This window comes from Aquimarina sp. AU474 (assembly GCF_900312815.1).
Taxonomy (GTDB): domain Bacteria; phylum Bacteroidota; class Bacteroidia; order Flavobacteriales; family Flavobacteriaceae; genus Aquimarina.
This window is the reverse complement of sequence record NZ_OMPE01000009.1, coordinates 1,533,899-1,548,660: the sequence shown is the minus strand read 5'-3', so window position 1 is coordinate 1,548,660 and position 14,762 is coordinate 1,533,899. Positions and strand designations below refer to the sequence as shown.

Here is a 14,762-nt window from a genome sequence, read left to right as displayed (position 1 = left end):
GAAACTTCGTCAAATTGCTAAATTTTCTTCTACACCCCAGAAGAACGTAACATTAAAGAGTTTAGTAACCCTATTTATATATAAAACTTATTACAGTAAGTTTTCGTCAAAATGTCAAATGGTCTTCAAAAAACCCTAGAAGAATGTTTAACATATTAAAGATTAGGCCCCAAAATAAAAAAGCCTTCTTTAAAATTATACTTCAACACCCCAGAAGTATACCCAAATCTTAAAGAAATATGACGAAAATTACCGGAATTATTATTCCATGCTATAATGAATATTATAGACTGGAAAAGGAAAAATTTTGCAAATTCATTAAAGAAAATTCAAATTATCATCTTTGTTTTGTTAACGATGGCAGTTCTGATAATACATTAGAAATGTTATATGATCTAAAACAATTTGACCCCAATAAAATAACTGTACTTAACTTAGAAACTAATCAAGGTAAAGCTACAGCAGTACAAACCGGAGCCAACTATCTTGCTCAATTAAGCTTCATTGAAAACATTGCATTTCTAGATGCAGATCTATCTACATCTTTAGAAGAAATGGATAATCTGGTACAAAAATTAAACAATAACCCTAGACTATCTATGGTTTTTGGATCCAGAAAAACTGAAGAAGCTAATAATATAGAAAGAAACTTTATTAGAAAATTGTTGTCAAATTTTGTCGGGTTTTTTATTCGCCATATCCTACAACTTCCTATTAAAGATACACAATGTGGAGCCAAAGTGTTTAAGAAAAATATTATCGAAAATGTGTACAGTCAAAGATTTATTAGCAGATGGTTATTCGATATAGAAATCTTTTTAAGACTTAAAAAACATATTGGATTAAAAGATCTTTTGAACTGTATCAGCGAAGAACCATTAGATAGCTGGATTGAAGTAGAAGGCTCTAAAATAACACTAAAAGATTCATTCTTAATCCCTATTAACCTTTTGGTAATATGGTTTAGCTACCTGAAAATAAGAACTTCAAGTAAAAAATTATCTGAAACATTTAAACTAAAACTAAATTACAATATGGTAAAATAACTACTATCCTTTCTTAAAGAAAATCAATACTAAAAAAATTAATTAAAAAAAGCATGTTTTAAGTCAAGGTCTTAAAACACATACAATAATCATACTATGAAAAAAACTATACTAATCCTGGTAATTCTTATAGTTAATATTACCACTGCTCAACAATCTTTTGATTGCAATGATGGAAAATTCTATCAAGTAATCTCAGGGGCGTTACGATCATATGATCCAATAACGGGAACCTATTCTGATCCTTTGCATACACATTCTGCATATAACGCTGGAGGATATAATCCTATAGATAATTTTTTATATGCAATTCGGAATAGTGACAAGCATTTATTGCGTATTGGTACTGATATTATTGTCGATCTTGGCGCAGTAGCAGATAATGGTGCCATTAAGTTTGGAGGTGGTTATGCCGCAGATGTGGATAGTGAAGGTAATTTATGGGTTTTTCAAAATTCATTAGATAAGAAGTCATTTCATAAAATTCCGAATCTTCAAAATTATGATGGCTCTTCTCCTCCTGTATTCGAGATAATCGTTTCTGATCAGGCTTCTCCTAATTCATGTGCCGATATTGTATTTGTTAATGGAAATTTATATGGAGGTAGCAGAGGGGATGTATACAAATGGGATCTTACTACTAATACACCTGCTTTTAGTAGTAAAAATGTTACCGATTTACCAAATCATACATTTGGTGCATCCTATACTGATACTAGTAATAGGTTATACGTGTCCAGTAATAGCGGAGGACTATACTTGGTAAATGATTATGAAACTGCATCACCTTATGCCACATTATTAAACAACACAGAAGTAACCAACTCTAATGACGGTTTTAAATGTGCAATTGGAGTGTCTCCTATTGATGCTGATAACGATGAAGTACTAGATCCTTTTGATAAAGATACTGACGGTGATGGAATTCCTGACCTTGTCGAAGGTGGTGGTGTTGATCCTTATGGAGATGATGATGGTGATGGAACTTTTAATTACCTCGATCCAGATTTTGGTGCTACCTGTAATAGCGGAGTATCTTTAGCTTTTGATACGGATAGAGATGGTGTCCCTAATGTACTAGATTTAGATAGTGACAATGATGGTATTTTTGATATTGTAGAAGCTGGCTTAGGAAGTTACGACACAAACGGTGATGGTTTTTTTAATGCACTGGATACAAATTTTGTAGACTCTGATTTAGATGGAATAGCAGATATCGTAGATGTTGATCAAACAGGAGTAGCTTTTTATCCCACAGATACCGATGGCGATTTAATTTATGATCCTTACGATATTGATTCTGATCAAGATGGAATTATTGATTTAATCGAAGGGCAAAATAGTGCTTCTTTCATAACTCTATCTGGATTAGATACGGATAGAGACGGTATGGATAATGCATTTGATCCCGATAATGGTGGTACACCCCAAGGATATGTGAACACAGATAACACCGATACTCCAGATTTTATGGATACAGATTCCAATAATGATGGCATTTTAGATATGATCGATGGATATGATACTAATAATGATGGTATCGCAGATACTATGCCTATTGGTAATGATTTTGATCAAGATGGACTTGATGATAATTTTGACCTTAAAGAAACTGTTTTTGACTCCAAAAACGGAAATCAAACTCCTGGTAGTTTCCCTATATTAAGCGTAGGCGAACGATATCAATATATAGGAACATTTAACACAAATGGCACTCCAAACTATTTAGGAACAAATGAAACTTTAACTTCAGATTATACGACAAGAATAAATGATGCATTACCAGAAGGAAGTTCGATCCCCAACCTTAATCCCAATTACATCTATTCAGGATATGATACTGATATTATTTTAGAAAACACTGCAGATATTTCGGTAACTTTTATTGGCGAAAATACCAACTACAAAAACACATTAGGGTTTTATACCTATGATATCAATAATCCATCTACTACTGTTCCAAATCCTGAAGACATCACTATTGTTTTCCCTAATGCTTCTAAAGTGGGTAGTGATGGTGAATTAAATTCGGGCAACACAGTAAATATTGGTAATTTTCCTGAAGATACAGGCATTGGATGGGTATTACTTGTAGACGGTTGGAACGGTACATCTGTAGACTCAGGATTATGGCAGTTATACACTAATCCGGACTATAACCCAGAGTGCGACGAAACATTACGCCCTCATAATATCTTATTGGCCGATACAGCAAATCAAACAATTGTATTAGGATTTGAAGACGCAAGGAGAGATTATCCAGGTGCAGATCATGATTTTAACGATGTATTATTTCATATTCGAGCAGATCAATACGCATCTTTAAAAACAACTAATGTACCTGAATTAACAGAAGAAGGAGTAGTTACTTCGGGTAACGATGGTGGATTAGAAAGTAATGGTGACCTTGCTAGTTTGATTGCAAAACGAAATTTCTTACGATTTAAAACCAACAAAGTATATAATCAAAAGAGATTGCAACAACGTTTTGAACCATCAAAAAAGTCGTATATATCTGCTAATAACATAGATTTAAGTATTTATTTCCCTACCACAGGAGTTTTGGGAACAGAAACATCATATGTTTCTAGTCCAGATGATCTAATTGGTATTACCAATGCTACCGATGTGTTTTCTATCGATTATTATAATAAAGATGATAGAGTGGGCGCCGCATTAGCAATTGCTACTACTGGATCTGTTTATGACCATTCTAAAACGATTTGTGATCGACTCAATGGCTCTATATTAGAAGATATAAGAACATTAAAAATAGGTAATCACACTTTGGTAAACACCAAAATAAAACGAATTACCGGAGAGGTTGAACAGGCATTGCATTTCTCAGTGCGAATAGACGAATTTGCAAATGAATTATATAGTTTATGGAATATTGATCAATACCCTGAAGGAGATTATCTTAATTTTCAAATATGGGGTGGTTCTATACCGCAGGTAATGAATATGGCGAATTCAATCCTAAATAGATTAAAAACTGAAAAGCCTTTGGCAAAAACATTTATTCCTAATAATGTTCCTTCTGTATTTGTACAAAAAGGATTTTATCGAAATGGTAAATTGGTTTTGAATATGGTTAACAAGTTCGAAGAAAGTCAATTTTATTTCAGAGGAAACAAAAGAACAACCGAATCAGCCGAAGAAGAATTGATTACTAAAACCATTGCTCTAACCGGAGAATATCATCAACGTGTTACTATAGATACTGGATTTTTATTTGATATTGGATTTGCTATTAAGGGTGACGACTCAAGCAAATCTGATGCACTTTATCTAGCAGACGGCCCTTGGGGATTAGATTACCTCGCAGAAGGAGCTGCTATTTCTGACTTTGAAATTTTGAAAAACACTACATCCAATACAAATAGTGATGATTACCTTGTAGAAAGAGATGTAAAAGTGAGTGGTGATGTAAAACAAACTATGAATTTATTTAGAAACATTCTTGGCGGTGATCTCGCCTTAGATGTTTCTGAGTATGAAGCAGTAACATTTGAAATGTTTTCTGACACTGATGTTGAAGTAATTCTAGTTACCAAAGACTTAACCGATTGGAATGAACGATTAAGGTATACAATAAAAGCAGATGATAATAAAGGAAAGCAACAGAAGTATATTATACCTTTTTCAGATTTCACTAATAAAACGAAACGTTCTATTTCAATAACCGATCTTAGAAGTGTTGTGTTTTCTATTCAAGGAGATTATAAAAGTTTTAATCCTTTTATCATTGATGTGGCTAAACTTGCTTTTACTAATGAAAAAGATATCGCTGAAGAAGTTCCTACAACAGGCAACATAACTTCAATAATTAACTCTCCTAACCCATTTAAAACTCAAACGGTCATAAAAATGCCAACTGAAAATGAGAAGATAACCATTACAGTGGTAGATATGTTAGGAAGAATTGTACAAGAAGAAGAATTAACAAATGAAGGAAGGCTATCAACAACCTTTACGTTTGTAGCTAATAGTTTATCACAAGGTGTATATAAATATATTGTTCGAGGAGATAACTTCAAAAAGAGGTATGAAGGGAGTTTCTTGATACAATAACGATAGTAGATTGCTTCGACTTATTGCCGTAAGAAAGTTTCGAAGTTTTATATTTTGACTTTAATTGTTTTTTAATGTAAAGCTGCTGTACTTTATTTTTAAAGTACGGTAGCTTATACTAAAAAAGGAAGTAACTTTATGAGGTGTCGAAAAAAACCTTAAAAACGAAAGTTAATCTTATAAATGATATTAAATCGTAACATACTAAAGAAATTAGACGCTGAACAAAAGTTCATGATCAGTGTAATTGTTGTAAACGGTGGTAATTACCTTTATAATCTTATTTTAGGTAGAATACTAGGCCCAGAACAATTTGCTGATGCTGCTTTATTAATTACTTTTCTTTTGGTATTATCATTTATAGCCATGACTTTTCAGTTATCTACAGCAAAATTTTCTGTGCTTTTTGAAAATGAAATATTTAAAAGTTTCATCAATATAGTTTACAAATATTCTACTATTGCGGGTATTGTTTTTGGAGTAACGCTTATTGTTTTATCCAAACAACTTCAAATACTTTTTAATACCCAATCCTCTATCATGTTTGTCATTTTTGGAATTGGGATTCCGTTGTATTTTATCATGAGTGTCAATCGAGGCATATTTCAAGGGAAGAAAAAATTTGATAAGTTGGCCATAACCTACCAAGGTGAGATGCTAAGTCGACTTATATTGACATTAATCTTAATTTACACAACAACTTTACAATCTTCAATATTGGTATCGTTAGGTATCGCTTTATCATTTATATTTGGATTACTACCGTTTTATAAAAAAGATATAGACGTATTTGCTACCCACAAATTACCAAGTACCGAAAACAAATATCTTCTTCGTTTTTTCTTGTTAACTGCCTTTTATGAACTTACTCAAATCATCATTAATAATAGCGACATTTTAATGGTTAAACATTATTTTGACACCTATAATGCCGGTTTGTATGCTTCTTTGGCTTTGATAGGAAGGGTAGTATACTTTGTGGCCTGGATGTTTGTCATGTTATTACTTCCTAAGGTTGTACAAAAACAAAAAGATGGAGAATCTCATTATCCAATACTATTTAAATACGTACTATATATTACGTTACTGTCTACGACAATTGTAATAGGATGTTATCTTTTTCCTGAGTTAGTTATCAATATTATGTTTGGTAGTAAATACATTAGTATTGCACCATTACTCTGGAAATACGCGATAGCCACCTCATTATTTGCGATCTCTAACATCTTTGCTTACTATTTCTTGTCATTAGATCAATATATACCAGTAATCATATCTTCAATCTTAGGAATCCTTCAAGTTGTTTTGATAGTATTTTATCATAGCACTCTAGCCGAAGTGGTCATCGTGCAAATCATAGCCATGACCATCCTGCTCGTCTTTCAACTACTCTACTTTACAGGATATTGGCGATTTTCTAAAAAAGGTTAGCTACACATTAGAACAACTCATCGCAACATTCACGCAACTCACCGAAACTCGGCTTTAATTACTAAATAAATTATTGAAATTTGAATTATAAACATTAAATAAAAAGAGAATTATGGCCCTAAAAATTACAAATAATCAAGGAATATTTGAGATCAAAGGAAGTATCGTAAGAGAAAATGCCTCTTCACTAAAACGTCATTTTGAACAATTACTACACACTTCTGACAAAGTGATATTATGTGTAGATAAAGTAAAAAAAATAGATGTTACCGGAGTTAATGTTTTGACCACCTTATTTAAAAACGCGATGAAAAATAACAAAGTATTTTTTGTAATAGGAAAAGAGAATGAAAAAGTTCGCAAAGCCTTTGGCGATTGCAGTTATGTACTAAGAAATGATTTCGTTTAAAAAACCAATTCCCAAAATAATATATCATGAAACTACAAATTATAAATGCTACAGGAACATATGAAATAGAAGGAGATTTTATCCTACAAGACACCGAATTAGTAAGAGCTCATTTTAACTACCTTTTAGATCACTATGAAGAAATAGTTATGTGTCTTAATAAAGTTAAAAAAATAGATCAAAAAGCAGTAAATGTGCTTAAAGAGGTTTATGCCAAAGCGCAAAGAAGAAGTAAAATTTTATTTGTTTATGGTAAAGAGAATAAAATAATTTCTAAAGCTTTTAAGAAAAATAAAGTAACCCATTTTTTCAAAGACAATTATTAAAATCTCTATTAGCAATATTAATATTTTTAAAAAAAGTACTACGTAAAATTAAAATGATCCATATATAAAACGTATTAGAGTCAATTTCTTTTGCTTTTTCAATATAGTAACTATAAATTGTATATGAATTCATAAAGACGTACCCCATTCGTCCTAAAATCATGAATAAACAACTTAATTGATGTAATTCCTTTCAGATTTTAATTCGTCTCTGTCTATTTTCTAAAAAAATATAAAGCTCAAAGATGAAACTAGCTATTGTAACTGCCTACCCACCCAGCAAAGTAACCTTAAATGAATATGCATATCATTTGGTAAAGCATTTTAGACAACAAAACGATGTGTCTGAACTGATACTACTAACCGATGTTAATCCCGAAAATGCAGATATTAATTTTACAGAAGATGGTTGTAAAGTTGTAGTTAAACAATGCTGGACATTTAATAAGTATCGTAATGTCTTTTCTGTAATGAAAGCAGTAAAACAAACTAACCCAGATGCTATTTTATTTAATCTTCAATTCATGAAGTTTGGAGATAAAAAAATTGTTGCTGCCTTAGGTCTATTACTTCCTTTGCTTTGTAAAATGAAAAAGATCCCTACAATTGTATTATTACATAATATCTTGGAGCAAGTAGATTTACAGAGTGCAGGTTTTACCAAAAACAAATTACTTCAAAAAATATATAACCTCATCGGTACAACGCTAACACGATTTATACTTTCTGCAGATACAGTTGCCGTTACCATTAGTAAATATGTAGAAATCCTAGAACAAAAATATAATGCTAAGAATGTAGTATTGATTCCGCACGGAACCTTTGAACTCATCGAAGAACCATCCTTTAAGTTACCCGAAGGCCCATTAAAGATTATGACATTTGGAAAATTTGGAACGTATAAGAAAGTAGAAATTCTAATTGAGGCTGTTGAAAAGGTAAGGTCAAAAACTGGTAAAAATTTGGAGATTGTAATTGCAGGCACAGACAATCCTAATGTACCAGGATATTTAGCATCTATGCAAGAAAAATATTATAACGTACCGCAATTAACTTTTACTGGTTATGTCAAAGAAGAAGATGTTCCTGTTATTTTTGGAGAAAGTGCCATGGTGGTATTCCCTTACACATCAACTACCGGAAGCTCTGGTGTATTGCATCAAGCAGGGAGTTATGGTAAAGCGGTAGTAATGCCCGATCTTGGAGACTTAGCAATTCTAGTCAAAGAAGAGGGTTATCGAGGCGAGTTTTTTAATCCAAAAAGTGTGGATAGTTTGGCATCTGCTATTGAAGAAATTGTAATAGACACAGAATATAGAACAGAATTAGGAAAAGCCAATTACGCTGCCGCAACTGCATATCCTATGAGTAGAATTACCAAGATGTATCTCGAGAATTTTGAAACTATTATCGAAAAGAAAAAACCGTATAAAAGAGTTAAAAGTACTTCAAACCAAAGTATTTATTTTTAACAAAAATATATCCCCCAAAATTTATTAAATTATTGTAATTGTAAAGCACCAATATAATTGGTGCTTTACTTTTGCTATATAAGAATGAGAATACATTTGATGTGTATTTTCGACTTTGAAGTTGCGATTTCACTACTTAGCAATAAACTCAAAAGCAGCTTTCTTTTTACCTTTACGGTCTATAAAACCAAAATGCTTTTGTTTATGTTTTCGCCAGGGTAATTTACCTACTACTCCTTCTGGAACTTCTTCGAAATCGTACAAGGTCCAAGAAAGGTAATGCAGGTTATTCTGTTTAATTACTTCTTGAAATTGCTTGTGGTAAGCAGCCTGTTTCTTTTCTGAAGGGCCTAGAGGGTTCCAAAACCCTCTGCTCGAAGGCAAACCAAACTCTTGCAAAACGATCGGTTTTTTGTTTTGGAAATTTACCTCCAAATAATCTGCATTAAACTGGTCAATATCATTGTAATAATGAAATGAAATCATATCCACTTCATTTTGCAATAAGTGTACTGATTCTGTATTAGACCAACCAATAGTAACTAGATGATTAGGATCGTATTGTTTTACTTGTTGGATCATTTCTTTTAACCAAGCCAATACATTTTCTTTACCTCTGCTCTCAAAGTCTAAGTTAGGTTCATTTTTGATATCCCAAGCCAAAATGGCTTTATGATTGGCAAATGCACTAACAATTTGTTCGGCATGACGGTGAGTTAGTGTCCAATCAATCACACTATAATCTCCATAAAAATCAAATAATGTAACCACAACTTTAAGGTTTTTAGTTTCGGCTTCATCCAAAACTTGTTTTAATTTATCCAATTTTGCTGTGTCAATTTTAGCTTTTCCAAAAGCTTCATAAGGAACAAAAATTCGTATCGTATTTAAACCTGCCTTGTTCATGATATCAAAATCTTTGGCTATGACATTACGATCAAATTCATCTCCAAACATGTTCCATGGTGTCTGTTGCGGGTAATAATTAATTCCTTTTATTTGATACTCATTATCATTAATATAAATTTTACCATTTAACACCTTAGCAAAGGTATTACCTTGTTCTTTGGTATCTAATGGATAGGTTTCTTCTTTTACGATATGGCGTATTCTCCAAAACCCGTCTTCTAACATCAACAAGATTTGATAATCCGATTGTATTTTCGATTCGGATAGTAATTTCTCGCCTTTATAGACTCTTTGATATTCTTGTACATTTTTATCAGATAACACAACCAACTGGCCATCTGCGCTATAAAAATCAAGTTCAATATTATGGTTGATTGTCGTACTATGTACCGCTATGTCTTTTTGTGAATTAGCCTGCACCAATTTTATAATATTTTTTCGGGCACTTTTGGTATAATAATCATCTATCCCCTCTATCGTATTGGTTTGATACGCAGTATTACGTATATACCAAGAATTAAGATAATCTTGTTCTATATCCTGCAGCGTTTGTTTTTCTATTGGGCGTCCTGGATTTAATGTATCTTCCCATTTTACTTTGGGTAAATACACCTCATCTTTTTTCAAAGCTAAATGTAGCATCGAAGTTCTATCCGCGCCTGTGTTTAGGTATGATAATGTTTGACCAATGCCAAAGAGCATTAATGCAATCACTCCTATAAAAGACAGAAAAATAAGGGATCTATATATATTTCTATTCCAACCTATCATTGTAATGCTATATTTTTATATGTTTTACGAACTCCTAAGGCTTCAATGTCGATATCGTAAGTTCCTGAAGGATAAAAACCTTCTTGAAGCAAAAACTTAACTAATCCTTTAGAAGATGTTTTTACGAGTATATCCAACTTTTTACCTTCTTTGGACACATTAACCTTTACAATAGCCCCATCAGGAATTAATTGTTCCATAAAGCTCATTAATGGGCCTATCGTTATCTCACGATTATCTTCTCTAAATTGTACATCAAAATCCTCTATGACTCGGGTATACCTTACCTCTAGTGTATCACTTTCTGCCATTCCATGCACATAAGCCTTAACTTTCCAGGTTTCTTCATGATCTGGGTGTAACATCTTTGCAATTGCTTGACCGCTAATTGTTGTCCCTTGGGTACGCAATAGTGCCCCACTAGTATCCTTAATTACAAAATCAACTAAGGTACCATCACTTATAATATTACCGTGTTCATCCTTTATGATAGAGGTTATAAATTTGGTGATTTGATTTCCATCTGCATACGTATGTCTTCGTTGAGGAAGGATTGTGAAATTTTCAGGTAAATCTGGAAACACATCTACAGTAAATTCTTTGGATACTGTATTACCTACTTTAGAAAACAATAATAATCTACCTGATGGTTTGTATGAAAATATATTGATCCAACCTATCATATCTTTACTGTAGATCATTCTTTCTTTTTCTATACTCAAGAACTGATGTTTCATTAAAACAGCTGTGCTATCGGGCATAGGATTATCGTAAGAATCTGTTGGTAAAACTACTTGCATTGTATAATCTTTTCCTCCTGCAATAATACTCGGTGGACCAATGTAAGATTCTAGATGTACTTTGGTTTTCTCATTAGAAGTTACGCAAATACTTCCTTGAGTCAAAACTTTAGTATCATGAAACAGTGTATACGTAACCACTCCTTTTTTATATGATATAAACTCTGGTATTGTAAATTGTCCCGTATTAAAATTATCAGGGGCTATCATTGTACTTCCGTAAGAAGAGTGTAATAAAAGATCTGTACGAGCGGGTATGTTAAGTTTAAATACTAGCTTTATATTGTTACCTGCCTCAAAAGTAGTTTGTTTTGTAAGCAACACCCCCGAGATATTTTCGGTTTCCTTTAAAACGCTAGTAAAAGAAATACTTACAAAAAGTAGCAATATCGCTAACAAAAAAACAATATGTCGTATGTTAAACTTCATTAATTAGGTGCTCCTATATAGGTGTTAATTTCTAATTTCACATAACTATACCCTTTTCCATCTACAGGTAGTAGTGGTGCCGATTGATGATCGTGTTTTCGCTCGGGAACGACCTTGTTACTAATTTCTGTATTTAATAAACCATTTACAAAAACATTCTTTAGGTCGTTATCTCCTTTTTTAAGTTGTAGCAAATCTTTAAACGCATAACTAAAATATTGTTTGCGCTGAGGTCGGATACCCTCGGGGAGATATTGGTGATCAACCCATATTAGTTCATTCTTTTCGTTATAATATGAAATCAACAATAGAGGAATCGTAACTTCCTCTAAACCCGAATTAAACAAAACTCCTTCAATATGATTTTCTTTTATCGTAAGTTCATTAACCGTTACTCCTTTATACAAATCAACATTGGCTACATTTCCTGCACATTGCAAATTAAAAATGCTTGGTGTTTCTAAAAAATCCATTGCTGTAAACTCATTAGGATCAAACGTTTTTGGTTTGCGTTCTTCATGGTTCACCCATGCTATCCCCTCAAAATTAACTCTAAAACTTGTTGTTTCTTTGGGCATTAATTTATGTTTCATTTGATCCTTGGCATTATATCGTGCCAGTATCTTATCTTCTTGATTATATAATGTTCCTGTAATTACTACATCCGCAGGTACGTTATCTATATTTTGCAATTCTCCAATGATTGCATATTGGTTATCGAGTTCTACAATTTTTGCCGATAATACTTCAAGAACTGGTTGTTTAAGTACATCCTCATGATGTGTTTGTTCTGAAGTGATTCTACGTCTACCGTGATTAAAATATGTAGTATTGTTTTCTGCAAACAATTGATCCGGAGGAATATCTAAATCATATAGTGATGGTTTTACAAACCATTTTTTATTTTGCTTTACTAGTTCATGATAAAAGGTTTTATCAATTTTTTCTAAAGGAGTAATCCAACTTGTATATGCTTTAATTCTCGCGGTACTATCAGTTTGTTTAATAATCTCAACATCAATCTTATTCAATTTCGCGTACGAACTTAATAAACCATCTGTTACGGCAATCTCGAGCATGAATTGATCTTTCGTTTTATTACTTTTAGGATCCAAATAAGAATATGCCTGTTCGAATTCTTTAAAGTCTAAGGCATCATAATAAGCCTCTGTTAAATTCACAGGACTAATCTGTTTTGCATTTTTTATATAAAACATATAAATCCCAATGGCAAATGCAATAATTACAATACCAGCCCAAACGTGCGATATTCTTATGATTTTTCCTTTAAACCCTTCATAGGCGATTCCAAATTTAAAATACACAGGAAAGCTTTTGTGCTTAGCCTTTAATCCATGTATCCAGATAAATTGTATATTTATAATTAGCGCCAATAAAACAGTACTTATAGGTATTAATCCCCACATCAATTTTTGAAATGTAGGCACATCATCTTTAGGCAAAATACTTGATAGTGGAGGTACATTTAATTTTTCCCAAACCATAATTCCATTTTCTAGCTGCCGCAATCTTTGCCAACCACAGAAATATAAAATCGGATCATAAAACTTATCATTAGAAAACACATATTTTAAATTATATTTCTCTGGTACGGTGAGAAACTGTTGTAAAGATCCTATACCTTCAAAACCTCTAAATTTTGAATTCTCTAATCGCTCTACCGCTCTTGTGGTTAACTCTGGTAATCTTCGTGCAGAATGATAATTACCATCTACTGTCATAGCTTTGGTTTGGGCAGAGAGCCAAGCCATTTGATCTCCAAATCCTAAAGGTAAATAACGCCAATGATCATGCTGATCTTGCTGTAAAAAGTTAAGAATAGGAAGCATTTTTATTTTTTGTGGTTGGAAAGGCCTAAAATATCCTAAACTCATTGTAAAGAAGACAATGAACACAAAGGTCCCCATAAATAATCCTCCTAAAATTCTACGATATAAACTTCCAAATTTCTCTTCGAGACTTTTCTTTAAATCCCCCTCAACAAAACGATATCCAAATTCGCCAAATATAGGCAAAGCCATTATCGATGCCCATAAGGTAAATCTATCTAATGTAAGAATGTTAAATGCGTTATCGCCTAGCATCATTCTAGGGATTGGAGTAGTTCCTCCTGTACCTAAAATTGTCAAAAGTGTAAACGATAAACCAAAGAACAAATATCGTTTACTATAAAATCTATAATATATATAGGGTAATATAAATAACAAAATACCCCAGGGTATTAAAAAAAACACTAAACCAGATGAGGCAACTTCTAAAAAGTTATCTCTTGAACCATGAGGAATCGGAACCTGAGTAATTGGATTTTTTTTGGTGTTGATCCAATACGGAAGGATACATATTATAATTAATACCAATGATCCAAAGCCAAAACTTACAATTCTTTTAAAAAGTGATAGAAATGTCTTAAAAAAAAGAAGAAACCTAACTTCTTTATACGAATTAACTTTCTCTCTAGAAGCGTCCATAATTACCATTCCTATTAATGGAAAAATAAAAAAGATCATTCCAAAAATTGGAGTTACATGATGAGAAGTCACTGTAACAGCAAGTAAACTTAAAGCATTTACCAAATATTTATATTTCCCTATTTTGATCCAAAGGTAAATTTCTGGTAAAGTATGTAACAAAACCGAGAGTCCTATAATACTAGGTAATTGCCCAAATACATGTAGCGTCTCTATAAAAGTTGATGAAAATACTGCGAAAATTGCTGTATATCCAGCCACATTTCTATTAGAAGTAAGCAGTAATGCAAAACGATATATCCCAGTGATAAATAGAATAATCCCAATAACAGCTACTGTAAACATCCCAAACTTAAGTCCACCTATATAAGAGAGTAACCCAATACTTTGATGTACCAAAGGAGGATATCCCATAACGGTAAATCCTGTATACCAACTATAACTCCAGGGTTCGAACCAACTATTTGCATAATGATTACCAAAAAAAAGATGAATTAGTGCATCGTATGTAGATTCTAATGTGAAAAAAATCGACGTACCATGAAAAATCACTCCAATTAATAATGCACTAATTAAATACTTGTTTGTGGATTTATCCATAAAGAC

9 protein-coding genes are annotated in these 14,762 nt (G+C 32.4%); 6 read left to right on the top strand and 3 right to left on the bottom strand.

Going from position 1 to position 14,762, the window contains the following annotated elements:
• Positions 1–239 precede the first annotated feature (239 nt).
• From DK508_RS20160 to DK508_RS20135, 6 genes are all read left to right on the top strand, one after another.
• Complete coding sequence (locus DK508_RS20160) at positions 240–1,046, top strand: glycosyltransferase (RefSeq protein WP_109302574.1); 807 nt, start codon at positions 240–242, stop codon at positions 1,044–1,046.
• A 96-nt stretch (positions 1,047–1,142) separates the two neighbouring features.
• Complete coding sequence (locus DK508_RS20155; RefSeq protein WP_109302573.1) at positions 1,143–5,120, top strand: DUF4114 domain-containing protein; 3,978 nt, start codon at positions 1,143–1,145, stop codon at positions 5,118–5,120.
• A 234-nt stretch (positions 5,121–5,354) separates the two neighbouring features.
• Positions 5,355–6,551, top strand: coding sequence for an oligosaccharide flippase family protein (locus tag DK508_RS20150; protein WP_109302773.1), 1,197 nt, complete (start codon positions 5,355–5,357; stop codon positions 6,549–6,551).
• Between the two features lie 112 nt (positions 6,552–6,663).
• Complete coding sequence (locus DK508_RS20145; protein ID WP_109302572.1) at positions 6,664–6,960, top strand: STAS domain-containing protein; 297 nt, start codon at positions 6,664–6,666, stop codon at positions 6,958–6,960.
• Positions 6,961–6,986: 26 nt separating this feature from the next.
• Positions 6,987–7,286 (top strand): hypothetical protein, encoded by a 300-nt coding sequence (locus DK508_RS20140; protein WP_109302571.1) that lies wholly within the window; start codon positions 6,987–6,989, stop codon positions 7,284–7,286.
• Positions 7,287–7,531: 245 nt separating this feature from the next.
• The gene (locus tag DK508_RS20135) at positions 7,532–8,758 is read left to right on the top strand and encodes a glycosyltransferase (protein ID WP_109302570.1); all 1,227 of its coding nucleotides are present in this window, start codon (positions 7,532–7,534) and stop codon (positions 8,756–8,758) included.
• Positions 8,759–8,890: 132 nt separating this feature from the next.
• On the opposite strand, the gene DK508_RS20130 is transcribed toward DK508_RS20135, so the two are convergent.
• From DK508_RS20130 to DK508_RS20120, 3 genes are read right to left on the bottom strand one after another with little or no spacing between them, the layout of a single operon-like run.
• The gene (locus DK508_RS20130) at positions 8,891–10,438 is read right to left on the bottom strand and encodes a glycoside hydrolase family 2 TIM barrel-domain containing protein (protein ID WP_109302569.1); all 1,548 of its coding nucleotides are present in this window, start codon (positions 10,436–10,438) and stop codon (positions 8,891–8,893) included.
• Positions 10,435–11,667: a hypothetical protein gene (locus tag DK508_RS20125; protein ID WP_235016446.1), complete on the bottom strand. Its 1,233-nt coding sequence runs from the start codon at positions 11,665–11,667 to the stop codon at positions 10,435–10,437. Before DK508_RS20125 ends, DK508_RS20130 begins: the two co-directional genes overlap by 4 nt.
• Positions 11,667–14,756 carry a hypothetical protein gene (locus tag DK508_RS20120; RefSeq protein ID WP_109302771.1) on the bottom strand — a complete coding sequence of 1,030 codons (3,090 nt, stop codon included), beginning with the start codon at positions 14,754–14,756 and terminating at the stop codon, positions 11,667–11,669. The genes DK508_RS20125 and DK508_RS20120 overlap by 1 nt, the downstream gene beginning before the upstream one ends.
• Positions 14,757–14,762 lie beyond the last annotated feature (6 nt).

What these genes read in the sequence shown, in the direction of transcription:
- DK508_RS20160 (WP_109302574.1), top strand. Translation starts at nt 240, where the DNA reads ATGACGAAAATTACCGGAATTATTATTCCATGCTATAATGAATATTAT.
- DK508_RS20155 (WP_109302573.1), top strand. Translation starts at nt 1,143, where the DNA reads ATGAAAAAAACTATACTAATCCTGGTAATTCTTATAGTTAATATTACC.
- DK508_RS20150 (WP_109302773.1), top strand. Translation starts at nt 5,355, where the DNA reads ATGATCAGTGTAATTGTTGTAAACGGTGGTAATTACCTTTATAATCTT.
- DK508_RS20145 (WP_109302572.1), top strand. Translation starts at nt 6,664, where the DNA reads ATGGCCCTAAAAATTACAAATAATCAAGGAATATTTGAGATCAAAGGA.
- DK508_RS20140 (WP_109302571.1), top strand. Translation starts at nt 6,987, where the DNA reads ATGAAACTACAAATTATAAATGCTACAGGAACATATGAAATAGAAGGA.
- DK508_RS20135 (WP_109302570.1), top strand. Translation starts at nt 7,532, where the DNA reads ATGAAACTAGCTATTGTAACTGCCTACCCACCCAGCAAAGTAACCTTA.
- DK508_RS20130 (WP_109302569.1), bottom strand. Translation starts at nt 10,438, where the DNA reads ATGATAGGTTGGAATAGAAATATATATAGATCCCTTATTTTTCTGTCT.
- DK508_RS20125 (WP_235016446.1), bottom strand. Translation starts at nt 11,667, where the DNA reads ATGAAGTTTAACATACGACATATTGTTTTTTTGTTAGCGATATTGCTA.
- DK508_RS20120 (WP_109302771.1), bottom strand. Translation starts at nt 14,756, where the DNA reads ATGGATAAATCCACAAACAAGTATTTAATTAGTGCATTATTAATTGGA.